This window comes from Nocardioides sp. S5-5 (genome assembly GCF_054954065.1).
On sequence record NZ_CP199913.1, the window covers coordinates 4,402,328 to 4,426,030 of the forward strand.

Genomic DNA, 23,703 nt, shown 5'->3' on the forward strand with positions numbered 1-23,703 from the left:
CCTTGGTGTCGTCGACGGACACACACGTCGCGCCCGTCCCGGCCAGGCTGGGGTGCGGCGCTGGGGTTTGACTGGGAGGCGGCTGGAGCGGACGCGGCCGATCCCTCGCGCTCGTCGATCGAGCGAGAATCACCTCGCCGATGAATCAGTGTCGGTGGCATGGTCTGTGCTGGGTGACGAACGGCGATGTGCCCGTTTGACGGCGTCGTATTCAATCTTGAATACTTGCGTTATTCAACCTTGACTACCGAGGGGATCCCCATGATCGAGGCACGAGGACTCGTGCAGACCTTCCACAGCGGACAGGGCAAGCAGAAGAAGGAGGTCCACGCCGTGCGCGGCGTCGACCTCGACGTCGCCGAGGGCGAGGTCGTCGGCTTCCTCGGCCCCAACGGCGCCGGCAAGACGACCACGCTGCGGATGCTGACCACCCTGCTCAAGCCGACGGCCGGGACCGCTACGGTCGCCGGCTTCGACGTCGCGACCCAGGCGGTCGACGTACGCCGCAGCATCGGCTACTGCTCCCAGGTCGGCTCGACGTTCTCCGGCGCCTACGCCGGCGACGAGGTCGTGGACCACGGGATGCTCTACGGGATGTCCAAGAAGGCGGCCGTCGCCAAAGGCGAGGAGCTCTTCGACAAGCTGCAGCTCGACGGGCTGTGGCGGCGGATGCCGAAGAACATGTCGGGCGGGCAGAAGCGGCGCCTCGACATCGCGATGGCCCTGATCCACTCCCCCGGCCTGGTGTTCCTCGACGAGCCGACCACGGGACTGGATCCGCAGGCGCGGATCAACCTGTGGCAGCACATCGCCGACCTCCGGGCCAGGGAGGGCGCGACCGTCTTCCTCACCACCCACTACCTCGACGAGGCCGACGCGCTCGCCGACCGGATCGTGATCATCGACAAGGGCGAGATCGTCGCCAGCGACACGGCCGACAACCTCAAGGCCGCGGTCGCCGGCGACCTGGTCGACCTCGAGGTCGTCACCGACGAGCAGGTCGCGATCGCCCGCGACAAGCTCGGCTCGATCAGCGCCGATGTCGAGGTCGAGGGCCACCACGTCCGCGGCCGGGTCGCCCGGGCCGGCAAGGCCGTCCCCGGCCTGCTGCGCGACCTGGAGAACTCCGGCGTCGGACTCGAGTCGATCGAGGTCGTGCGGCCCACGCTCGACGACGTCTTCCTCACCCTCACCGGCCGCTCGCTGCGCGACGCCGAGGCCGCGGCCGAGGCCGCGGACAGTCCCGACGCCGACGCCCCTGCCACCGAAGGAGTCCCGGCGTGAGCACGTTCTTCCGCGAGTCCTGGATCGTCTTCAACCGCCAGCTGCGGATGAACCTGCGCAACCCCGCGTGGGTGATCATCGGGATGCTGCAGCCGGTCCTCTACCTGCTGCTGTTCGGCCCGCTCCTCAAGCCGCTGATCGGCCAGCTCGGCGGCAACGCCTACACCTGGTTCGTCCCCGGCATGCTCGTCCAGCTCGGCATCTTCGGCGCCTTCTTCGCCGGCTTCTCGCTCATCGGCGAGTGGCGCGAGGGAGTCATCGAGGCCGAGCGGGTCACCCCCGCGCACCGCTCCGCGCTGCTGTTCGGCCGGCTCTACCGCGACCTGCTCCAGCTCTTCGTGCAGGCCGTCATCCTGGTCGTGCTCGGCCTGGTGATGGGCATGGACTCCTCGTTCGGCGGCATCGTCGTCGGCGTCGTCCTCACCCTGATGCTCGGCGGCGCCTGCGCGGCCGCGTCCAACGCCCTCGCCCTGACCACCAAGAGCGAGGACGTGATGGCACCGGTCATCAACGTCATCATGATGCCGGTGCTGCTGCTGAGCGGCATCCTGCTCCCGATGAGCTTCGGCGCGGGCTGGCTGGAGCGGCTCAGCGACTTCATGCCGATCCGCCACGTCGTCGACGCCGTACGGGCGGCGTTCTTCGGCGACTTCGACGGCTCGATGCTGTGGGGCGTGGGCTGGACGGTCGCGCTGTTCGGGCTCGCCGTGTGGTGGGGGACCTCGGTGTTCAAGAAGGAGAACGCCTGACCCTCCGCCTCCGCCGCGGGCGCGGCGGACAGGGCGGGGCAAGGGCGGGCCGAGCACCACTCAGCCCGCGCCTCCTGGCAGGCCGGCGAGCACCTCGTCGAGATCCAGGATCAGCGCCGGGTCGGGCGGCTCGATGGTCGCGTCCTCGTCGATCTCGGAGAACTCGAAGTGGTCGACGTCGGACTCGTCGATGCGCAGCACGTAGTGGGGCTCGGCGACCCGGATGGTGAGCACCTCCCGCTCGGAGCCCTCGGTCTGCTCGATCCGGACGGCGCGCTCGCCGTCGATCGTGGTGGTGCCGAGGCTCTTCGCGACCGCGTCCTCCCGACCGTCGCGCTCGAGCAGCTCGTCGAGGTCGCAGAACGCCTCGGTGCTGTCGGTCATCGAGTCGTCGACGACCCACTTGTCGCCGATGAGCGGCAGCACCAGGGCCGCCGTACCCGCGCCCACGATGCCGTCCCAGAACTTCGCGTCGGCGCGCAGCCAGGTCGTGTCGCCGACGTGGAGGATGTCGGCGCTGCCGCCGGAGGTGGTCGAGGTCAGCTTGCCCTTGCAGTCGCCGCGGGTGGTGGCGACGACGTCGACCTTCACGGTGTCGGTGCCGTCGGCGAACTCGCCGCGGATCCGGGCGGTCTCGACGACGGCCATGTCCTTCTCCGAGGCGCGGACGATGTCCGAGGCCGGCTGGTCGAGGAAGGCGTCGCCGCCACTCGGGTCGTCGTCGCGGGTCAGCAGCGCGGCGGCGACACCGATCCCGACGGCCAGCAACACGGCGAGCAGGGTGATCAGCAGCCAGGTCCGCACGCCGGGCCCGGAGCGCCGGGGAGGCGCCGGCATCGGAGCGGGAGCCGCGAAGAGCGGAGCGGCGGGACCCACCGCCGCGGGCGCGGGCGGTGGGGGCATCGTGGTCACCGGAACCGGCGGGGCCGGCACCGGCGCGGGCGCGACCGGGCGGGCGACCGGGCGGGCCGGGCGCAGCGCGGTGGCGCCCCGCTCCTCCGGCTGCGCGGCACCGGGCGTGACCGGGAGCCGCAGCGCCGCCTGCAGGTCGGCGCTCATCTCCGCGGCGCGTTGGTAGCGGTCGGCCGGATCCTTGGCCATGGCGGTGCGCAGGATCCGGTTGGTGGCATGCACCATCGCGCTGGTGCCGGCCAGCTGCGGGACCGGGTCGCGCACGTGGGCGGCGATGAGCTGGTACTCCGAGTCGCCGAGGTACGGCGGCCGCCCGGTCAGGGTCACCCACAGCAGGCAGCCCAGGGCATAGAGGTCGCTGACCGCGCTGGCCCGGGCACCGCCGTGCAGCTCCGGGGCCATGTACGACGGCGTCCCGGCCGCCGAGGAGCTGAACCGGGTCGCGTCGGCGTTCATCCGCCGCGCGATGCCGAAGTCGGCCAGGTAGGCCCGCACGGAGCCGGGGCGGCGGCGGACCAGCACGTTGCCGGGCTTGATGTCGCGATGGACCAGCCCGGCGTCGTGGGCGTCGGCGAGCCCGCTGGTGACCTGCTCGATGATCTCGAGCGCCTCGACCAGCGACGGCACGCCCTGGGTCCGGATCAGCTGGCCGAGGTCGCCGCCGGCGATCAGCTGGCTGGCGATGTAGAGGTGACCGTCCTCCTCGCCGTGCGCATAGACCGCGACCACGTGGGCCGACTCGAGGGAGGCCTGGGCCCGCGCCTCCCGGGTGAACCGCTCGCGGAACTCGGGGTCGTGCGCGAACAGCGGCGCGATGACCTTCAGCGCCACCTCGCGACCGAGGTTCTCCTCCATCGCGCGGTAGACGACACCCATCCCGCCCTGGCCGAGCTGCTCGAGGATCCGGAACCGCCCGATCCGGGCGCCGAGCGATCCGGGCGCGCCCGGATCGCCGGGGCCAGAGTTGGAGGACACACCGTCAGTTCTACCGGACGACGAGGAGCGCGGCGCTGCCCACCGGCCCGACCAACCCCCCAGTCGCTTCCGAGAGCTCGAACCGGCGCGGGGCGGAGCGCCGCGGCTCCTCGTACTCGAGGACCGCTCCCCCACAGTGCGATCCCGGGGAGGATTCTCCCGGCTCGGGCGGGTGGGGCGGTACCAGCGGAATGGAGGACAGCGCGGGACGCCCGGGCGCCCGCTGGTCGAGACGCCGACCGATTCGTCTGCGCGCCCTGCGACGGCCCGCCATAGTGGGCGCCGGAACCACGCAGGACCAGGGGAACCCGAGTGACCGACGCCGCCCGCCATCCGGATCTCGACCCGGACGACCTTCACAGCACCGCCGACCTCGCCGCCGCGCTCACCGACCTGCGGACCTCCCTGGGCCTGACGGTGCGCGAGGTGGCGCGGACGACCGGGATCCCGCCCGCCACGCTGGGCGGCTGGTTCAGCGGACGGCACCTCCCGCCGCACAGCCAGCTCGCGGCGTACGACGCCGTGCTGGCCGCGCTGGCCGTGCCCGTCGAGGAGCGTGCCGCCTGGCGTGCCGCGCTCCTGCGGCTGCGCCGGACGCCGGGCCCGCGACGCAGCGACGAGCCGACGCCGTACCGCGGCCTGGAGAGCTACGGCGTCGAGCACGCCGCGATGTACGTCGGCCGCGAGGCCGAGGTGCGACATCTCACCGATCGGGTGGTCGCCCTGACCGGCGCCGCGGGACTGCGCGTCGTCGCGGTCATCGGCCCGTCCGGCAGCGGCAAGTCGTCGCTGCTGCACGCCGGCCTGCTGGCCGCCGCCGCCGAGCACGGGCTCGGCACGGCCGCCCTCACCGTGGACGACCTGGCGGCCGGCGCGGACCTGCCCGGCGCCGGCGACGCCGCGCGGGTCGTCGTGGTGGACCAGGTCGAGCAGGTGCTGACCGAGCGGTTCGCGGCCACGACCCGGGCCCGGGCCCTCTCTCGGGTCCGGGCATGGGCGCAGGCCGAGCGGACCGTCGTGGTGATCGGGCTGCGGGCGGACTTCCTCGCCAAGGCGCTGACCGACCCGGCGCTCGGGCCGCTCGTGCGCGAGCATCAGGTGCTGCTCACGCCGCTGGACCGCGATGCCCTGCGCCGGGTCATCGTGGAGCCGGCGGCGCGAGCCGGTCGGCCGATCGAGGACGAGGCGGTCGACCTCGCCCTGCGCGACGTCGCGCCGCTCGAGGACCCCGACGGCCTCAAGGGGATGCTCGCGGCGAGCACGCTGCCCCTGCTGTCACACGCCCTGATGGTCGCCTGGGAACGGGCGGGAGGCTCCCGGATCACGGCGACGACGTACGTCGCGGCCGGCGGCGTCCGCGGGGGCGTCGAGGCCTCCGCCGAGGCGGCGTACGCGTCCCTCGACGACGCCGCCCGCGTGGCGGCGCGCCGGCTGTTCCGGATGATGGTCATCGTCGACGCGGACGGCGTCGCCCTGCGCCGGCCGGTCGGCCACGCCGACCTGGCCGAGGATCCCGAGCTGGAGCGGGCGGCGGACGCCTTCGTCGAGCAGCGGATCCTCACCGCGCACGAGTCGACCTTCGAGATCAGCCACGAGGTGGTGCTTCTCGCATGGGCCCGGCTCCGGGAGTGGCTGGCCGACGACCGGGGCACCCGCCTGGTCCAGCACCGGATCGCGCTCGCGACCCGGGCCTGGGACGCGCACGGGCAGGAGCCCGGATCACTGCTGCGCGGCACGGTCCTGGCCGAGGCCCGGGCCCTGCCGGCCGAGCGCCGCCACGAGCTCACCGCCACCGAGCGCGCCTTCCTCGACGCCAGCGCGGCCGACGCCGACGCGACCGTCCGGCGCGAGCGGCGCGGCCGGATCCGGCTGCAGCTGCTCGCCGCCTGCGCGGCGGTCCTGGCGCTGCTGACCGGCGTCAGCGCGGCCTACCTGTTCGACGCCCGCGGCACCGCGAACGACGCCCGGGCGAGCGCCGAGACCGCGCGCCGCGCCGCGATGTCGCGCCAGGTGGCCGCCGAGGCGCGGCTGACCCGGGCCGCGGAGCCGTCGCTCGCGGCGCAGCTCGCCGCGGCGGCGTACCGGATCAGCCCGACGCTCGAGGCCCGCTCCGCCCTGCTGGAGGCGACCGGCGAGCCGATGGTCACCCGGCTGACCGGCCCCGAGGGCCCGAGCCGCGCGATCGTGTCCCCCGACGGGCGCACCGTCGCGGTCGCGGGGGCGGACGGCACGGTGCGCCTCCACGACATCGGCGCCGACGGGCGCCCCTCCCTCGAGGTCGCGCAGCAGGTGCGGGTCGACGACAGCCAGCTCTACTCCTCGGCGTACGACGAGACGGGCCGGCTGCTCGCCGTCGGCAGCGCCGCCGGCACGATCGCCGTCTACGAGATCGCGTCCGGCCGCCCGAGCCTCGTCGCCACGGCCACCGTCGAGGACTCGGCCGTCCTGGCGCTGCTCGTCCACGACGGCATCCTGTACGCCGGCACCGCCGCGGGCCTGTCGCGCTGGGAGATCTGGGACACCAGGCTGGTCCCGCTCCCCTCCGCCCCCGGCCAGGACGCGACGGTCGCGTCGATCGCCCGCACCCCGGACGGCCGGCTGGTCACCGGGAGCAGCGACGGCACCGCCCGGGTCTGGCGGGTGGGCCCGAAGCGGCTGCGCGCGGTCCGCACCCTCGCCGTCGGCAGCCCCACCAACACGGTGACCGCGCTCGCCGTCTCCCCCGACGGCCGCCAGCTCGCCACCGGATCCAAGGACAAGACGGTCCGGGTCTGGGACCTGTCCGGCGAGCGCGCCACCCCACTGCGGGAGCTGACCGGCGCCGGGTCCTGGGTCAACGCCGTGACCTACACGCCCGACGGGCGCGAGCTCGCCGCCGGCGCCTCGGGCGCGAACCTCATGGTCTGGGACACCGGCGACTGGCGCACCGTGGTCGACGTCGAGCCGGCCGCCAACATCGGCTCGATCGTCGCCACGCCCGACGGCCGGATGCTGGTGACCGGCTCCACGGACGGATCGACCCGGTTCTGGCCCCGGTACGCACCCGCGCCGACGACCGCGTTCGGCGACACCGTCTGGAACCTGGGCGCCCCCGCCACCGACGAGCTGTACGCGAGCACCGGCTCCGCCGCGCCCGCCATCCGGCGCTACGACGTCAGCGACCCCGCCGCGCCCGTCCCCGACGGGCCCGCCTACACCGCGCCGACGGCCGCCCCGCTCAGCGGCTCGGCGTCGGTCTCCCGAGACGGACGGCTGCTCGCGGGCGGCACCACCACCGGCGAGCTGGCTGTGTGGCGCACCGACGGGCCGCGCGAGCGGCCGGTCGTCGTACCCGCGGCCACGGACCTGGTCGAGGCCACCTCGTTCAGCGCCGACGGCTCCACCGTCGCCGTCGCCTCCGACGACGGCACCGTCACCCTCCTCGACGTGACCGCCGAGACACCGCGCCCGATCCGGTCACTGAGCGTGGGCAGCCTCGTCCTCAGCGTCGGCTTCAGTCCCGACGGCAGCCTGGTCGCGGCCGGTGGCGCCGACAGCCTGCTGCACCTGTTCCGGGTCGCCGACGGCACCGAGCTCACGACGCTGGAGTTCGACAACTACGTCTACGGCACGGCGTTCAGCCCCGACGGCACGCTGCTCGCCGCCGGCAGCACCGACCGCACCATCCGGATCTGGGACGTCACCGACCCCGAGCGGCCTCGCACCGTCGGCCGGCCCCTGACCGGGCCGAGCTCGACCGTCTTCCTCGTCGCGTGGGCACCCGACGGCCGCCACCTCGCCGGCGCCTCGCAGGACGGCTCGGTGTGGCTGTGGGAGCGCCGCCGCGACACCTTCCGCAGCCGGGCCGGCCTCGCCAACCTCGGCTCCGGCGCCGTCAGCGTCGGCTGGCTGGCGGACGGCCGAGCGCTGGCCGCCGGCGGTCTCGGCGGTGCCCTGCGCACCTGGACCGCCGACCCGGAGCGGGCGATCGCCGAGATCTGCGCCCGCAGCGGGACGCCGATGGCGCCCGCGGAATGGGAGCGGCACGTCCCGGGCTCGGCACCGATCGACCCGTGCCGCCCCGGCCGAGCCAGCGGATCCGAGGACGCCGCCGCACTGCCGGACGCGGGCGCGGACCACTAGGGTCGCGGCGTGGAGGGGACCTCGCCGCCGACGCGCCACTTCGCCGCGTCCGTCGAGCGCGGCCTCCACATCGCGATCGGCGTGGTCATCCTCGCCAAGACGGCGGTCTTCGCGTCGGCGTTGACCGAGCGGACGTCGTACGACACCGGGGACGTGCTGCTCTCCCTGGCCGTCCTGGTGTGCGTGGGCACCGCCGGCGTGCGGTGCGTCCTCGGACGCCCCGGGCGCGTCGACGTCCTGCTCTGCACGCTGGCCATGGCGGCCGGGGCCCTGCTCCACCAGGGCGCGACACCGCTGGCCGGCGCCGCGGACTCCCCGATCATCCACCTCGTCGAGCCGATGCTGCTCGTCGTCGCGGCGCGCCTGCCCGCCGTGACCGTCCTGGCCCTCGCCGGGCTCTACGTCGCCCTGCGCTGGGAGACCGGACGCACCGCGTCTGCCCTCCACTACGGCATCCAGGAGGCGGCGTTCATCGGCGGCACCGTCCTCGCGGTGTTCGTGCTGGTCGGGCTGATGCGCCGTACGTCGGCGCGGGCCGAGGACGCGCTGCGGGCCGAGGGCGCGCGGCTCGCGGAGGAGGACGACCGGGCCGAGGTCGAGGCGGCGGCCTTCGTCCACGACGACCTGGTGCCGGCGCTGCTGTCCGTCGCCAGCCTTCCGCGCGCCGAGCCGACCCTGGCCGCGGCGGCCGCCGCGCTGGACGGGCTCACGACGCAGGCGCCGACCTGGTCGCCGGCACAGCTGAGCGAGCAGGTCCGAGCGGTGGCGGACAGCAGTGCGCTGGACGTGCTCCTGGTCGTGCGCGGGCGGCGTACCGCCACCCCCGAGGACGTGCGGGACGCCCTCGTCGGGGCCGTCCGCGAGGCACTGCGCAACGTGGCGCAGCACAGCGGCGGGCACCGCGCCACGATCACCCTCACCCAGCGGCCGGGCCGGGTCCGGCTCACCGTCGAGGACGAGGGCGTCGGGTTCGTCGCGACCCCGGGCGTCGGCCTGCGGGTGGCCGTCACCGGACGCGTGGAGGCCGCCGGGGGGACGGCCCGCGTCGAGAGCACCCCGGGCGCCGGCACGGTCGTCACCCTCGGCTGGCGGGCCCGCCGGGTCGCGCGTCTCCTCGGCCTCTCCCCCGAGACCGACACCTTCGCCCGCGCGGCCGTCGGGAAGCCCGGACAGGCGGCGCTGCGGGTGTGCGGCGTGCTCGCGGCCACCTACCTGGCGAGCTCGATCCTGCTCGCCATCGACGGCACCGCACAGCTCGGCTCGTGGTGCGGTGCCGCGGTCACGCTGGCGACGGTGCTGCTGATCGCGCACCGCGTCGACCGCGGGCCGGTCCCGCCGTCGCTGCTGGTGGCCGGGGCGGTCCTCCCGGCTCTCGTTCTCGCCATCGCGCTGCCGACGGTCCCCGACGACGGCCTCGGCGGCCTCGGCTCCTGGCTGATCGAGATGAACGCCCTCCCGGCGATGGTGCTGGCCTGGGTGGTCTCCCGGCGCATGGTCCTGCTCCTGCTGGCGCCCAGCGTCATCACGGTCGGCGTCGTCGCCGTACAGGCCGGCGTCGCCACGGCCGACCTGCCCCATCTACTGATCGTCCTGCCCCTCAACACCCTCTTCGTCGCCGTCGTCATCGGCGTGTGCCGTCGGGCCGGGCTGGTCCTCGCCGGGATCGGCGCGACCTCCGGGACCGACCGCGGGAGCGCCGCCCGCCGCCTGCTCGGACCGCTGCTGGGCGAGGTCGAGCGCACTCTCGCCCAGCCGGTCCGCGCCGAGACCGCCGGGGGCGCGGCGGTCCTGGCGCACTCCGTACGCGACTGCCTCTACCTGCCCGGCCCCGCCCACCTCGCCCTGCGCGAGGAGCTGCACCAGCTGCGGCGGGTCGGGGCCCAGGTCGTCGTCACCCTCCACGGGGACCTCGACACCAGCGCGACCCTGGCGAGCGCCATCGCGGTGCTGCGCGCCGTCGCCCCGGGCCGGGTGACCGTCTCCGGCACCGCCCGGCAGACCAGCCTGGTCGTCGTACCCGCGGTGCCGGACGCCGCCGCGGACGCCCTCGCCGCCGCGCTGCCGTGGACCTGGGCGGCGACGTTCGACCCCGACGCCACCGTGCTGACCGGGCCTCCGGGCGAGCTGGAGCCGGCGGTCCCCGAGCAGGACCTCAGCCTGGATCCGTGGGAGGGCGCCGTAGCGAGCGGCGCCACAGGGGTGTGATCGCAAGGCGCGGGCGCGAGGGCAGTCTGGTTGTCTGTTGAGCGTCCGCAACGCAGCGAGCGCGCCGCTGTGGGGCCGCGTAGTAGGTGGCCTTCTGCGGATACAGGCTCAACCGTCCAGGTGGCCGTCAGCTCGCGCCCGGCTGATCAGGCCATGCACGTTGCCCGTCTCGATGCCGCCCTCGCGATAGGCCCTGGCCGCACGCGCGAGGTGCTCGCGGACGGTCACCTCGCCGATGCCGAGCTGACGGGCGACCAGCCGGTACGGCAGCCCGGCGCTCACCGCGCGCAGGATCTCGATCTGCCGCGGCGAGAGCCGGGCGCCGACGTCCTCGTCGGACAGCAGCATCGTCGCCAGCTGGCTCGAGCAGGCCAGCTCGCCGGCGACCGCATCGCGGATGGACTGGGCGATCGACTCGACCGGATCGACCTTGAGGATCAGCCCCGCGGCGCCCGCCTCGATCGCGCGCCGTACCGGCACCGGACGCTCCTCGGCCGTGAACAGCACCACCACGAGTCCGTGCCGGACCAGGGTCGCCACCGTCTCGTCCGCCGCCGGCTGCCCCGGGATCCGCATGTCGAGCAGCACCACGTCGAGCCCGTCGGGCGCCTGCTCCACGAGCTCCTCGGCCGAGCCCGCGATGGCCACGAGGCGCATGTCGGGGGCGGTCTCGGCGAAGGCGGCGCCGAGACCCAACAGCACCACGGGGTGGTTGTCGATGGCCCCCACCCGGATCACCCGGCTCACGGCAGCGATTATCGCCGGGGCCTGCGACCTCGCCGTCCGAATGCCCCGTTCTTTGCGTACGGCCCTGTCCGGACTTCCCGCCCAGGCGGGAACCGTCGCGCTCCGGTCTAGACCAGCACCCGATCCTGCGGCGCGCCCGGACCGGCCGGCAGGTCAGGGCCCTCGCGGAAGCCGTGTCGCTCCCACCAACGAGCCAGCGGAGCGGGCGCCCACCAGTTCCAGCGACCCAGGAGCTTCATGGTGGCCGGCACCAGCAGGGCCCGGACCACGGTCGCGTCGACCAGGATCGCGACCAGCATGCCGAGGCCGAGCATCTTCATGAACACCACGCCGCTGAGGCTGAACGCGCCGATCACGACGGCCAGCAGGAGCGCGGCGCTGGTGATGATCCGGCCGGTCTTCTGCACGCCGGTCTGGACCGCCAGGTCGTTGTCGCCGGTCGCGTCCCACTGCTCGCGGACCCGCGAGAGCAGGAACACCTCGTAGTCCATGGACAGGCCGAACAGCACGGCGAGCATCACGATCGGGTTGGTGAGGTCGAGGAAGCCCTGCGGCGTGAAGCCGAGCAGGCCGGCCAGGTGGCCGTCGCTGAAGATCCAGGTCACGACGCCGAACGACGCGGTGATCGAGAAGGCGTTCATCAGCACCGCCTTCAGCGGCAGCACCACCGAGCCGAAGGCCAAGAACAGCAGCACGAGCATCACACCGACCACGATCACGCCCATCAGCGGCAGGTGGTCGCCGACCGAGCCGGCCAGGTCGACGGTGTCGGCGCTCAGGCCGCCGACGAGCGCGGCGGATCCGTCGGGCGCGGCGACCGCACGCAGGTCGCGGACCAGCTGCTGGGACTGCTCGCTCTGGCTGTTGCCCTCCCAGGCGGCCCGCAGCAGCGTGGTGTCGCCCTCGGTCGCGACCGGGCGGACGTCGACCACCCCGGCGACCCGCTCCAGCGCCTGCGCGTACGACGCCACGCCGGCCTCGTCCGCGCCACTCACCACGATGTTCGCGGTCGAGCGCTCCGGGCCGAACTCGCCGTTGAGCCGCTCCGAGGCCTGGTGCGACGGGGTGTCCGCCGGCAGCACCCGGTAGTCGACGCTGCCCCACCTCACACCGAGGAAGGGCGAGGCCAGGGCCAGCAGCACCACCACGACGGCGGCGGCGACCACGACCGGTCGCCGCATCACGGCCCGCGCCAGCCGGGCCCAGGCGCCGTGGCCGGTCTCGACCGGCGTCGGGCGCTGCAGGAAGGGGATCCGCAGCGCGTCGATGCGGGTCCCGAGCAGGGCCAGCACCGCGGGCAGGACCGTCAGCGCGGCGACCATGGCGATCAGCACGGCCGCGATGCCGCCGTACCCGATGGACTTGAGGAAGGTCTGCGGGAACACCAGCAGGGAGCTCATCGCCGCCGCGACGGTCAGCGCGGAGAACGCGACCGTGCGGCCCGCGGTCGCCATGGTCCGCACCACCGCACCGCGCGGGTCACCGGGGTCCCGGACGATCTCCTCGCGGAACCGGGAGACCACGAAGAGCGCGTAGTCGATCGCCAGGCCGAGTCCCAGCAGGGTGATGATGTTGGGCGCGAAGATCGACACGTCGACCAGCTGGTTGAGGCCGGCGATCGTGGCGCGGGCACCGAGCACCGCCACCAGCCCCACCAGGAGCGGCATCAGCGCCGCGACGACGCTGCGGAAGATGATGAGCGACAGGATCAAGACGATCGGCATCGACACCAGCTCGGCGCGGAGCAGGTCGGACTTCGTCTCCTCGTTGACGTCGGTGTAGACCGCGTAGGCACCCGCGATCTCGGTGTGCAGCTCGCTCCGCTCCACGATGGGGCGCATCTGGTCGAAGGAGTCGATGAAGTCGTTCTGACTGCTCCCGGCGAGGGAGACGTAGACCGCGGTCGCGTGAGCGTCCTTGCTGAGCATCGCGGGGTCCTGGACGTCGTACCAGGTGAGGACCGAGACGACGCTCTCCTCGGGGATCGCCGCGACGGTGCGCTGCACCTCGGCCTGGAACGCCGGGTCCGACACCTCCTCGTCGTCACTGGAGAAGATCACGACGGCGTCGATCGACCGGTTGCCGAAGGTCTCCCGCTCGAGCGCGAGCTCGCGGGCCGACTCGGTGCCGGGGTCGTCGAAGCCGCCGGCCGAGAGCCTGTCCTCGAGGCCGAAGCCGGCGAGCGCGGCCAGTGCGGTCACAGCGAGTCCGACCAGCAGCACCGCGACCGCCCGGCGCACCACCAGCGCGCCCCATCGCTCGATCATGTCGACTCCCCCTCGGCGACCGTGAACTATCATCAGTTTCGTGAATGCCGTTAACCGTAAACGGTGTAAACTCCAGTCGTCAAGTGTTCACCCCGGTGATCCAGGCCCAACTCGAGGAGTCCCGTGCCGCACCTCCGCGCACCCGCCAGCCGCAGGGAACGTCAGCGCGAGGCGACGTACGACGAGATCGTCGACGTCTCCGCGCGCCTGCTCGCCGAGGGGGCGGACCTCTCGCTGCGCGCGGTCGCCGCGGGGATGGGGATGACCGCGCCGGCGCTGTACCGCTATGTGGCGAGCTACCAGCAGCTCGTCGACCTGGTCGCCTTCGAGCTCGACAAGGCGGCGACGGCGCAGTGGGCCGCGGCGGCCGCCCGGTTCCCGGAGGACGACCCGGCGGCCCGCCTGGCCGTGGCGTGCGCCCGCTTCCGGCAGTGGGCGCTGGCGAAGCCCCGGGAGTTCGCCCTGGTCTTCGCCAACCCGATCGCCGAGGCCGACAGCGAGCGCCGCGACCTGCTCACCCTGTCGACGTCCGGCCACTACTTCACCGACCTGCTCTGGCAGATCTGGGAGATCTACCAGTTCCCGTACCCGGCACTCGAGGATCTCGACCCGGTGATCCGCGACGCCGTCCTCGACCCCCTCATCCCGGCCAAGGCGGACCACATCCCCCCGGAGGAGCGCGGCCTGCTCTGGATCTACATGCGCGCCTGGTCGGCGCTCTACGGCGTCGTCACCCTCGAGTCCACCGGCCACTGCGACCCCCGGGTCATCGAGTCCGGCCAGCTCTTCCGGGCCACCCTGCTCGACTGGCTCGAGCCCCTCGGCCTGCGTCACGAGCGCGAGCGGATCACCGCGATCCTCGACACCGAGCTCGACCCGGCACAAACAGAACTCCAGCACTCGCCGACCCGGCGCAAACAGAACTCCGGCACGCGCCGACCCGGCGCAAACTGAACAGGAGCACGTGCAGTCTTTCGCCGGGTCAGCGTCACCCGCGAGTCAGTTTGCGCCGGGTCAGCGTCGGACCTTGACCTTGGGGCTGGTCCACCTGGTGCTCGCGAGGCCCGGGGCGCTGGCGGTCACCCGTACCGAGAGCCTCTTGCCGCGGTCCTTGCCGGTGACCCGGTACGACGCCTTGGTCGCCTTCTTGATCGGCTTGCCGTTGCGCAGCCACCGGTAGGCCACCTTGCGTGGCGCCGGGGACCAGGAGACGCCCTTGACCTTGAGCACCTTCCCGACCCGCACCTTGCCGGCCACCTTCGGGGTCGCCGCCAGCGTGAAGCTGCCGCCGCTGGTCTTGGGGCCGGTCGTGCCGCCGTTCTGGTCCGGGTACGTCGGCCGGACGGTCTGCAGCGCGGCACCGGTCCAGTACGGGTCGGCACCGCCCGCGATCGCCAGCTCGGGCTGGACCGCGCAGGCCAGTGGCGACGACTTCACGTAGACGCCGTCCGCCTCCTGCCAGGCGATCGCGCTGCTGTCGGGGGCGAACGTCGGGCTCGCGAAGCCCGCCGCGCGGTGGGTCGAGCAGATCGGGTCCGGCGGCGGCGGTGGCGCGCCGTACAAGACGTTGCCCTCCACCTGGTAGGTCCAGATGTGGGACTGGCTCCCGTCTCCGCGCAGGTTGGCCAGCAGGGCGCCGTCGCGGGAGACCGCGGGATCGGACAGCTGGAGGTACTCGCCGGAGTTGTTGCCGTCGTGGAACCAGTGCTTGGTCGACGTGGCCAGCTCGAAGAGCTGGATCGCGTCGAAGTCGATCCCGTTGACCACCAGGCGTGATCCCGTGACCCAGCCGGGGTTGCCGTAGAGCGTGGTGCCGTAGGCGTCCGGGGAGGTCAGCCCGCCGGCGGCCGTGACCGCGGTCGCCCATCGCGTCTTGCAGGCCAGGCCGGGAGGGCAGCTGTAGTGCCGGTAGGAGTAGGCGATCAGGCCGCCGTCGGGCGAGACCGCCGCCTTGTCGACGTTGCCGCCGATGACCTGGCCGGCAGAGTCGCGCAGGTCGGGCGGGTCGATGGAGTTGAGCACCGTGCCCCACTGGTCCATCCGATGCACCAGGGTGCCGCGGACCGCCACGACGGTGCCGTCGTCGGCACCGGTCGGGGAGTGCCACGGCTGCGCGGCCGTGCCGTCGAAGGTGATCCGGCGCTCGCCCGAGCCGTCCGGGTGGGCGACGTACACGTCGTACCCCTTGAGGTAGACGATGGTCCCGGGCCCGGCGGGTACGGCGGCGCTCGCCTCGGGGACGCCGCCGAGGGCGACGGCGGCGAACGCCACGACCCCGGTCGCGAGGCCGGTCAGCAGCCGCTTCATCGGCGCACCTTGACCTTCGCGCTCGTCCAGGCGGAGCTCGGCAGGCCGGGCGAGCTGACGCTGACCCGCACCGAGACCTTCTTGCCACGGTCCTTGCGCTTGATCCGGTACGACGCCTTGGTCGCCTTCTTGATCGGCTTGCCGTTGCGCAGCCACTGGTAGCCGACCGCGCTCGGCGCCGGCGCCCAGGCGCCGCCCTTGACCTTGAGCACCTTCCCGAGCCGCGCCTTGCCGGCGAGCCGGGGAGCCGACTGCAGGACGAAGCCGGCCGGCGGGTGCGGATCCCCCTGCCCGTCGGTCCGGGGGTCCGGGTCGGCGGCCGGAAGCGTGGCCGCGCTCCAGGAGACGTCGGTGGCGCCGGGAACGACGAGGGTCGCCTCGGTCGCACAGGCCAGCGGATCCGACTTCAGCCAGATGCCGTCGGACTCGACCCACGCGATCGCGCTGCCGTCGGGGGCGAAGGCCGGGCTGCTCTGGGCCTCCGCGGCGTCGCTGACGCACACCTGCACCGGCGTCGCGGGCGTGGCATCGGTCCTGATGTCGCCGTTGATGCCGTAGGTGGTGACCCGAGCCTCCGGGCCGGTGCCGCGCACCGTCGCCAGCATGCTGCCGTCGCGGGAGGTCACCGGCTCGGCGAGGTCGACGTAGTAGTACGGGCCGATGCCGTCGGTGAACCACGGCCGCTGCACGCCGTCGACGTCGAGCAGCTGCACTCCGTGACTGCCGAACCCGTTGAGCACCAGGCGGGAGTCACTCGCCCAGGCGGGATTGTCGAGGCCGGCCTCGCCGTACTCGAAGCGCGGGCTGAGGTGGTCCGCCGCGGTGACCCCCGTGGCCCAGACCGGACCACAGACCATGGCCACGCAGCTGGTGCCCTCGAAGGTGTAGGCGATCTTGCTCCCGTCGGGCGAGACGGCCGCCTTGGTGACGTCGCCGCCGAGCGGCTGGCCCCACACGTCCGACAGGTCCGGCGGGTCCATGGAGTTGAGCACCGCGCCGGTGCCGGTCATCCGGTGGATCATCGTGCCGTGCGCTGCCACGACGTTGCCGTGGTCGTCCCGCGTCGGCGAGCGCCACGGCTGGGCCGCGGTGCCGTCGCTGGTCAGACGGCGCTCGCCCGAGCCGTCGGGGCGGGCGAGATAGATGTCATGGCCCTTGACGTAGACGAGGGTCCCCGTCGCGGACGCCGGGTCTGCCGGCGCCGCGGCAGCGACAGCCGTGGCGGCCGAAGCGCTCAGGGCGAGCCCGGACAGGGCGAGCCCGGACAGGGCGAGCGCACCGACGGCGGCGCCGGACAGCGCGCGCCGAGTGGTGGTGATGGACATGATGGTTCTCCTTGGGTGGGCCGGTCAGTGACCGATGACGCCGGCCGGGTCGTAGGTCTGCCGGATGCGCTCCAACCGGGCGCGGACGTCGTCCGGCCAGGCGGCGTCGAGCGCGGTCGGCTGGTTCAGCGCGCCGACGAAGTTGGGCTGGAACCGGCCGCTGGCCCACGGCGCCAGGGCCCGGGCGAGACCACCGACGGCCGCCGGGACCGGGCCGTCGAACAGCTCGGGGACCGGGGCACTGACGACGAGGAGTCCGTAGCCGGCGTCCCGGCCGGCCACCGAGTCGGGGCGGGACGGCGCGTCGGCGAGCCGTCCGCCGAGCCGGCGTACCTCGACGACGGCGAGCGGCACCTCCACCTGCGGACCGGCCGCGGCGAGCAGCGCCCGCGCGGCCTCGACGTCGAACGACGACAGCAGGGCACCGGCCTCGAGGGTGGGCATCGGCTCCTCGGGGTCGGCGTGGACGGCCCCGATCGCGGCCGCGGGCAGCTCGGCCACGGTGTCGAGGATGGGACTGGCGACCTTGCGGATCGGCTCGAGCAGCGCAACGGCCGTCTCCTCGTCCTCGACGATCGCGACCCGGACGTGGACCGTGAACCGGCCGCGCAACGGCGCCGGGACCGCCTCCAGGTCGGGGAGCCGCAGCAGCGCCACGGACGTGTTGACGCTCGCCGGCACCCGGGCCGACCAGGCGGCCCACTCGCTGAGCACGGCGTCGGCGTCGGCGGCGTCGAAGAACAGGCCGCCGCCGTACACCGTGCTCAGCGCGACGAGGTCCAGGTCGACGCAGGTCACCACGCCGGGGACGTGCTTGCCACCGAGGAGCGCGGCGAACAGGTCGGGGTGGCTGCTGGGGGACGCGGTGAGGATCTCGCCGGCGCCGGTCACGATCTCGAAGGACCGGACGTGGTCGGTGGCCCAGCCGTAGGTGCGGCCGAGGGGGCTGAGCCCGCCGCCGAGGAGGTACCCGACGGCGCCCACGCCGGGCGCCGATCCCGCCAGCGGCGTCAGGCCGTACGGCGCGGCCGCGGCGAGCACCTCGGCCCAGGTGTTCCCGGCGCCGATCCGGGCCGTGCGCGCCGTCGCGTCGACGTCGACGCCGGCCAGATCCCGGGTGAGCAGCGCGATGCCGCCCTCGACGGCATGGGTCCAGCCGTGGCCGGTGCCGATCGGGTGGACCCGCTCGCCGGCGCGGCCGGCCCGGTGGACGATCTCGGCCACCTCCTCGGCGTCGCGGGGGATGACGACCTCGCGCGGCTGGTGCCGGTGGGCGAGGTTGAACAGCGGTAGTGCGTGGTTCACGGGGTGCCTTTCTCTCGGGTCTCTCGATGTCACCGACAGCGTCGACGGGTGCGGTGGAGCGCGACTGGGAGACGACTGGGCCCGCCCCGTGGCCCTGCTGGGGCGGGCCTGCTGGGGGCGGCCGGCCTACGGGGCGGCCAGCAGCGCGTCGGCCTCCTCGGGGGTCAGACCCGCCGCCAGCTGCTCGGCCCACCACGCGTCGACGCGGGCCCCGACCTCGTCGACCGGGCCGTTGAACAGTGAGCCCTCGGGGCCGATGAAGCGCGCGCTGTCGGCCGAGCCGCCGGGCCCCAGCGCGAGCAGGACGTTCGCGGGGACGTGCGGAACTCCCGCGACGTAGGGCGAGGACATCGACGCCAGGCCCTCCTGCCGCCCCGGGTCGGACGCCCCCGGCTGGGCCGTCGCGGACCCGAGCCGGTCGCCCGTGTGGACGACGTCGCCGATCGTGGACGCCGGGACCGGTCCGTCGGTGCCGGCCGTCGCGCTGCCGCCCAGGACGACGACGCCGAGTCCCCCGGCCAAGCAGCTCGCGGCGATTCGGGTGCTCCGGGTGGTGATCCGGTGGGATCGGTGGGCAATCATGTGCTTCTCCTTCTCTCGGTGATCGAACACCGACGAGACGCCTACGGCGACCGCCAGGTTTCACCCGACGGCACCGACGAGACGCCGACGAGACGCCGAGCGGGCTGCTCAGCACGGCCGCTTCGCGAAGACGCACATCCGGAGCAGCACCGGCGCCGCCTGGTCGACCAGCTCCTGCTCGGTGGCGGTCCCCGCGCCCACCCGGGCACCGCTCGCCCGGCTCAACAGCAGCAGCGCGTTCCCGACCCGGACGGCGAGAATCGCCGCGGCCCTGGGCTCGGCCGCGCACCGGGCCGCGGCGCGACGTACGCCGTGCAGCGCCCGCTCGGCGGCGTCGTCATCGGGAAACAAGACCAGGAGCCGCTGCTCGCCCGGATCCGTTAAGCCGGTGGTGGCCAGCAGCAGGTCGGTGGCCCGCGCGCGCACCGCACGGACCCATGCTGTGTCACCGCACAGATCGACCCCGGCGATGGCGCCACGGTCGGCGCTGAGCCGGGGCGTCGTGACCATGCCGGCATCCAGCGCGAAGTCACCGGGCACGGTCGTGACCCGGGTGACCGGTTCGCTCGCGACGGGCCCGGCACCGCTCCGAGTCGCTCCGCCGACCAAGGCGGTGGACGCCAGGAGCACGGCCGCCGCAAGACCGAGCACCAGCGTGCCCGTCACGCCGCGCAGTCGCCGCAGCCGGCGGCGCTCCCCGGCGGCGCGCAGCGCGCTCGGCGCGGCCAGTTGGTCCAGCGTCCAGCCGAGATCTCCGAGATCGCTCTCCCACTCAGCCATGGCCCACGGCCCCCGGCAGCGGGTCGTGTCGATCCTCGTCGAGCAGGACGGCGAGGGCCGCGCGACCGCGGCGCAGCCGCGTCTTGACGGTGTTCTCCGAGACGCCGAGCTCGGCGGCCACCTGGCGGACGGGGAGATCGGCGAGGTGGTGCAGCACGATGGCCTGGCGCTGTGCGGCCGAGATCTCCCGCAGCGCCGCCACCACGGCGACATGGGTCTCGCTCGGCGCGGCGGCGACGCCGTCATCCGACAGCGCGCGGTCGGGAGCCCGTCGGCCCCGATTCGTCCGGCGCCATCGGCTCACCGCCAGCCGGTACGCCGTCGTCCGGATCCAGGCCTCCCGGTACTCGACCTCGGCGAATCTCCGCCGCTGGGCCCAGGCCCGGGTGAAAGCCTCCTGGACGCATTCCTGCGCCTCGTCGCGGTCCCCGATCATCGCGTGGACCTGCGCCGTGATGCGCACCGCCGAGGCGGCGTAGAAGGCGTCGAAGTCGTGTTCGTCCATCGGCTTCCCCGTCTCCCGGGGGACGCCGCCCGAGCGGCGCCCCTGGGCGTCAGCGGCGCAGGACCTTGAGGGGTCGGGGGGATGACATCGGTGCTCCGTTTCGGGTCGGTGGTTCTCGCCCCGCAGCCTGCGATCCGGCGCTGGTGACGCACTGGGCCACGAGCCGACCGGCGCAGTCCTGGCAAAGCCCCAGCCGACTCCCAGTCACGCGCCTACGATGACGGGCGTGCAGATCGACGTCCTGGGGCCCGTTCGCGTGTGCCGCGACGGCGTCGAGATCGACCTCGGGACCCCGCGGCAACGCGCGATCGTCGCCGCACTCGCCCTCGAGCACGGCCGCCCGCTCTCCGTGCCCGGGCTGATCGCCCGGGTGTGGGGCGACCGGCCGCCGGCCAGCGCCCAGGGCACGCTGCAGAGCTATGTCGGCCACCTGCGCCGCGCCCTCGAGCCGGACCGCGGTCCCCGGCAGCCGGCGCGGGTGCTGATCACCGAGCACAGCGGGTACGCCCTGCGCATCGACCGGCAGCACCGCGACGACGCCATCCTCGTCGACACCGTCGCGCGGGCCCGGGAGCTGCTGGCCGTCGTACCCGACCCGTTGCGGCCGAGCGCGCCCACCACCGCGCGGGAGGCGGTCGAGCATGCCCTCGCGTCCGTCGACCGCGCGCTCGCCGGCTGGCGCGGCGTGCCGTACGCCGACCTCGACGACGACCCGGACACCCGGGCCGAGCGGGCCCGGCTCGAGGACCACCGGGCCGCGGCCGAGGAGCTGCGGGTCGTGGCACACCTGGCCCTCGGCCGGCACGACGAGATCGCCTCGGCGCTCGAGGCGATGACCCGCGCCCATCCGCTGCACGAGCGGTGGTGGACGCTGTGGGCCGTCGCCCTGGCCCGGTCCGGCCGGCAGGCCGACGCGCTGGCGGCGCTCCAGCGCCTGCACGCCGTTCTCGACGAGGAGCTCGGTGTCGAGCCCAGTGCCCCGGTCCGCGAGCTCCAGACGGCGATCCTGCGCCAGGACCCGTCGGTGACCTGGCAGCGGGCCGAGCCGACCACCCAGCCGACCACCCAGCCCTCGACCGGGCCGGAGCCCTGGCTGTGGCAGCGGGTCCTCGATCCACTGCGCGCCCAGGCACCCGACACCGCCATCGAGGCCGACGAGCCGGTCGACGGGCCACCGGCCCCACCGCTGCGGGTTGCCGTCGTGGACGACCACCCGGTGTTCCGGATGGGCATGACCGGGCTGCTCGGCTCGCTCGACGGCCTGGAGCTGGTCGGCGCGGCAGGCGAGCCCGCGGGCGCCCACGAGCTGGTGGCGCGCGGGGTCGACGTCGTGTTGATGGACCTCGACCTGGCCGGCGAGTCCGGGATCGACCTGACCCGCGCCCTGCTCGCCACGCACCCCGACCTCAAGGTGCTCGTGATGACGATGCACGAGGACGACGACTACGTCACCGGGGCGCTGCAGGCCGGCGCGTCGGGATACCTGCTCAAGTCGGCCGAGGCCGGCGACGTGCTGCGCGCGATCCGCGGCGTGGCCCGCGGCGAGCTCATCATCGGCGCCGCCGTCGCCCACGCCGCCCGCTCGCGGCTCACCACCCCCGCGGAGCCGCGGTGAGCCTGGCGGCGGCGGTACGCCGGCCGGCCGCGACGCCGTACCCACGGGCGGGAACGTGGACCGTGGCGGCATGGCTGATCGCGGCCACCGCCTGGGCGATGGCGCTGGCCGCGGTCGTCACGCTGGTCGCCACCGCGATGGAGCCCGCGGAGGTCGCCAGCTGGGTGATGGACGTGGTGACCGCGGTGGTCTACGGCATCGTCGTGGTGATGATGCTGCCGCGCTCGCGGCACCCGGTGGTCTGGGTCCTCGCGCTGACGGCCGTCGGCACCGGCGCCGCGGCCCTGGCGACCGCCTACCAGGCAGTCGGCGGGAGCCCGCCCGGGCAGGGCCTGGCGTTCTACGCGCAGTACTGGGCCTGGCCGCCCGGCGTCTACGCCACCGTCATCGTGATCCCGCTCCTCGTCGTCCCGGGTGTGCGCCGGCGCCGGCCGGTGCTGGCGCTCGCGGTCGTGCTGATCGCGGCGACCACGCTGCCCAGTCTCACCGCGGTCGGCCCCGGACTGCCGCCCAACCCGTTCGGCGTCGACGTGGCCTGGTGGCAGTCGCTGCGCCACGACCTGGGCTGGTGGCCGATCCGGGCGGTGGCCCTGCTCGGCGCCGCCGAGTGGGTGTGGCTGGCCGTCCTGGTCCGTCGGACCACCGGCCCCCGGCGGCGCGGCCTGACCTGGCTGCTCGCGGGCCACGGCGCGATGGTGGTCGCGCTGGCGGCGTTCGCGGTGCCGGTGCCAGCCGGCTGGGTCGCGACCGCGACCGAGGTGAGCGGCGCCCTGCTGCTGCTCGCCCAGCTGTTCCTGCCCGCCGCACTGCTGGTGCTGGTCCTCGGCCAGCAGCTGTGGGGCGTCGACGCCCGGATCAACCGGGCTGTGATGTGGGCGGTGACGACCGTGGCGATCGCGCTGTCGTACCTCCTGCTCGTCGGCCTCACCACCTGGCTGCTCCCTCACGACTCCGAGCTCGGCCTCGCCCTCGGCGTCGGGCTGGTCGGCCTGGGCTCGACCCCGCTGCGCAGGCTCCTGCAACGCCGAGTGGACGACCTCGTGTACGGCACCGGCACCGACCCCGCCCGGCTGCTCTCCGGCGCCGAGCGCAGCGGGGAGTACGACGTCGACGGGCTCGCCACCGCGCTGAGCAGGAGTCTGCGCCTCGCCGAGGTCCACATCGTGGCCGAGCAGCCCGGGACCCCGCCGCGCGAGCCGGCCGTCCACGACAGCGACGTGACCATCGCGCTGCGCAGCCGCGGGCGGCGGGTCGGGCTGCTGGTGGCCACGCCCCGGCCGGGCGAGCGGCTGGACCAGCGCACCACCCGGATGCTGGCCGAGGTGGCCGGCCTGGTCGGCATCACGATCGACCTCACCCAGTCAGTTGACGCGCTGACCGCGGCCCGGCGCCGGATGACCGACGTCCGGCACGAGGAGCGCCGTACCCTGCGCCGCGACCTGCACGACGGTCTCGGGCCGGCCCTGGCCGGGATCCGGCTCGGCCTGCTCGCTGCCCGGGAGCTGCAGCAGCGCGACCCGCAGGCGGCCGAGGAGATGCTCGACGTGCTGGTGCGCGAGCTGGCCCAGCAGGGCGAGGAGGTCCGGCGGTTGAGCCGGTCGCTGGTGCCCCTCGCCCTGGACGACGGCGACCTCGGCTCGGCGCTGGGCTCGCTCGCGGAGCGGTTCACCGGCGACGACCTCGAGGTCCGGGTCAGCGTGGCCCCCGACGTCGAGCTCGAGCCCTCGGTCCAGGTCGCGGTCTACCAGCTGGCGAGCGAGGCCCTGCTCAACGTGCAGCGGCATTCCGGCGCGGGCCGCTGCGACATCGTGCTGCGCCGGCGAGCCGACGGCGGCACCCTGTTCATCGTGTCCGACAACGGCGCCGGCATCGCCCCCGGCACCGCCGAGGGCGTGGGCCTGCGCTCGATGCGCGAGCGGGCCGAGGAGCTCGGCGGAGTCCTCCAGCTGACCGCGCCGAGCCCCGGCACCGGCACCCGCCTGGAGCTCCGGCTGCCCGCGTCGCGCTGAGCGCCGGGGCGCCG

At 74.2% G+C, this 23,703-nt stretch carries 16 protein-coding genes; 7 read left to right on the forward strand and 9 right to left on the reverse strand.

From position 1 onward, the window contains the following. Positions 1–261 precede the first annotated feature (261 nt). Positions 262–1,284: an ATP-binding cassette domain-containing protein gene (locus tag ACUP6Y_RS21335; protein WP_462552956.1), complete on the forward strand. Its 1,023-nt coding sequence runs from the start codon at positions 262–264 to the stop codon at positions 1,282–1,284. Continuing rightward, positions 1,281–2,033 (forward strand): ABC transporter permease, encoded by a 753-nt coding sequence (locus ACUP6Y_RS21340; RefSeq protein ID WP_462552958.1) that lies wholly within the window; start codon positions 1,281–1,283, stop codon positions 2,031–2,033. The genes ACUP6Y_RS21335 and ACUP6Y_RS21340 overlap by 4 nt, the downstream gene beginning before the upstream one ends. A 60-nt stretch (positions 2,034–2,093) precedes the next feature. Here the strand turns inward: ACUP6Y_RS21340 and ACUP6Y_RS21345 are convergent, their stop codons facing one another. After that, complete coding sequence (locus ACUP6Y_RS21345) at positions 2,094–3,920, reverse strand: serine/threonine-protein kinase (RefSeq protein WP_462552960.1); 1,827 nt, start codon at positions 3,918–3,920, stop codon at positions 2,094–2,096. 312 nt (positions 3,921–4,232) lie between these two features. On the opposite strand from ACUP6Y_RS21345, the gene ACUP6Y_RS21350 reads away from it, so the two are divergent. Together ACUP6Y_RS21350 and ACUP6Y_RS21355 are read left to right on the forward strand one after the other, a co-directional pair. Next, the gene (locus ACUP6Y_RS21350; protein WP_462552962.1) at positions 4,233–8,042 is read left to right on the forward strand and encodes an nSTAND1 domain-containing NTPase; all 3,810 of its coding nucleotides are present in this window, start codon (positions 4,233–4,235) and stop codon (positions 8,040–8,042) included. A gap of 9 nt (positions 8,043–8,051) precedes the next feature. After that, a complete protein-coding gene (locus ACUP6Y_RS21355; protein ID WP_462552964.1) occupies positions 8,052–10,247 on the forward strand; it encodes an ATP-binding protein in 2,196 nt (731 codons plus the stop codon). Between the two features lie 108 nt (positions 10,248–10,355). Here the strand turns inward: ACUP6Y_RS21355 and ACUP6Y_RS21360 are convergent, their stop codons facing one another. Continuing rightward, positions 10,356–10,994, reverse strand: coding sequence for a response regulator (locus ACUP6Y_RS21360; RefSeq protein ID WP_462552966.1), 639 nt, complete (start codon positions 10,992–10,994; stop codon positions 10,356–10,358). Between the two features lie 107 nt (positions 10,995–11,101). After that, complete coding sequence (locus ACUP6Y_RS21365) at positions 11,102–13,261, reverse strand: MMPL family transporter (RefSeq protein WP_462552967.1); 2,160 nt, start codon at positions 13,259–13,261, stop codon at positions 11,102–11,104. A 123-nt stretch (positions 13,262–13,384) separates the two neighbouring features. On the opposite strand from ACUP6Y_RS21365, the gene ACUP6Y_RS21370 reads away from it, so the two are divergent. Further along, the gene (locus ACUP6Y_RS21370; protein WP_462552969.1) at positions 13,385–14,215 is read left to right on the forward strand and encodes a TetR/AcrR family transcriptional regulator; all 831 of its coding nucleotides are present in this window, start codon (positions 13,385–13,387) and stop codon (positions 14,213–14,215) included. A 60-nt stretch (positions 14,216–14,275) separates the two neighbouring features. Here the strand turns inward: ACUP6Y_RS21370 and ACUP6Y_RS21375 are convergent, their stop codons facing one another. From ACUP6Y_RS21375 to ACUP6Y_RS21400, 6 genes are all read right to left on the reverse strand, one after another. After that, complete coding sequence (locus ACUP6Y_RS21375) at positions 14,276–15,568, reverse strand: hypothetical protein (protein ID WP_462552970.1); 1,293 nt, start codon at positions 15,566–15,568, stop codon at positions 14,276–14,278. Next, the gene (locus ACUP6Y_RS21380; protein WP_462552971.1) at positions 15,565–16,893 is read right to left on the reverse strand and encodes a TolB-like translocation protein; all 1,329 of its coding nucleotides are present in this window, start codon (positions 16,891–16,893) and stop codon (positions 15,565–15,567) included. The genes ACUP6Y_RS21375 and ACUP6Y_RS21380 overlap by 4 nt, the downstream gene beginning before the upstream one ends. Before the next feature lie 24 nt (positions 16,894–16,917). Then, on the reverse strand, positions 16,918–18,198 hold the full coding sequence (locus ACUP6Y_RS21385) for an FAD-binding oxidoreductase (RefSeq protein WP_462552972.1): 1,281 nt from the start codon (positions 18,196–18,198) through the stop codon (positions 16,918–16,920). 126 nt (positions 18,199–18,324) lie between these two features. Beyond that, positions 18,325–18,780: a hypothetical protein gene (locus tag ACUP6Y_RS21390; RefSeq protein WP_462552973.1), complete on the reverse strand. Its 456-nt coding sequence runs from the start codon at positions 18,778–18,780 to the stop codon at positions 18,325–18,327. A 108-nt stretch (positions 18,781–18,888) separates the two neighbouring features. Next, complete coding sequence (locus tag ACUP6Y_RS21395) at positions 18,889–19,560, reverse strand: hypothetical protein (protein ID WP_462552974.1); 672 nt, start codon at positions 19,558–19,560, stop codon at positions 18,889–18,891. Further along, positions 19,553–20,065 (reverse strand): RNA polymerase sigma factor, encoded by a 513-nt coding sequence (locus ACUP6Y_RS21400; protein ID WP_462552975.1) that lies wholly within the window; start codon positions 20,063–20,065, stop codon positions 19,553–19,555. Before ACUP6Y_RS21400 ends, ACUP6Y_RS21395 begins: the two co-directional genes overlap by 8 nt. 226 nt (positions 20,066–20,291) lie before the next feature. Between ACUP6Y_RS21400 and ACUP6Y_RS21405 the strand changes: the two genes are divergently transcribed. Next, on the forward strand, positions 20,292–21,680 hold the full coding sequence (locus ACUP6Y_RS21405) for a BTAD domain-containing putative transcriptional regulator (RefSeq protein ID WP_462552976.1): 1,389 nt from the start codon (positions 20,292–20,294) through the stop codon (positions 21,678–21,680). Beyond that, the gene (locus tag ACUP6Y_RS21410; RefSeq protein ID WP_462552977.1) at positions 21,677–23,689 is read left to right on the forward strand and encodes a sensor histidine kinase; all 2,013 of its coding nucleotides are present in this window, start codon (positions 21,677–21,679) and stop codon (positions 23,687–23,689) included. The genes ACUP6Y_RS21405 and ACUP6Y_RS21410 overlap by 4 nt, the downstream gene beginning before the upstream one ends. Positions 23,690–23,703: the final 14 nt, after the last annotated feature.

Excerpts from the sequence above, each read along its gene's own strand:
- ACUP6Y_RS21335 (WP_462552956.1), top strand. The coding sequence starts at position 262 with ATGATCGAGGCACGAGGACTCGTGCAGACCTTCCACAGCGGACAGGGC.
- ACUP6Y_RS21365 (WP_462552967.1), bottom strand. The coding sequence starts at position 13,261 with ATGATCGAGCGATGGGGCGCGCTGGTGGTGCGCCGGGCGGTCGCGGTG.
- ACUP6Y_RS21375 (WP_462552970.1), bottom strand. The coding sequence starts at position 15,568 with ATGAAGCGGCTGCTGACCGGCCTCGCGACCGGGGTCGTGGCGTTCGCC.
- ACUP6Y_RS21380 (WP_462552971.1), bottom strand. The coding sequence starts at position 16,893 with ATGTCCATCACCACCACTCGGCGCGCGCTGTCCGGCGCCGCCGTCGGT.
- ACUP6Y_RS21390 (WP_462552973.1), bottom strand. The coding sequence starts at position 18,780 with ATGATTGCCCACCGATCCCACCGGATCACCACCCGGAGCACCCGAATC.
- ACUP6Y_RS21395 (WP_462552974.1), bottom strand. The coding sequence starts at position 19,560 with ATGGCTGAGTGGGAGAGCGATCTCGGAGATCTCGGCTGGACGCTGGAC.
- ACUP6Y_RS21400 (WP_462552975.1), bottom strand. The coding sequence starts at position 20,065 with ATGGACGAACACGACTTCGACGCCTTCTACGCCGCCTCGGCGGTGCGC.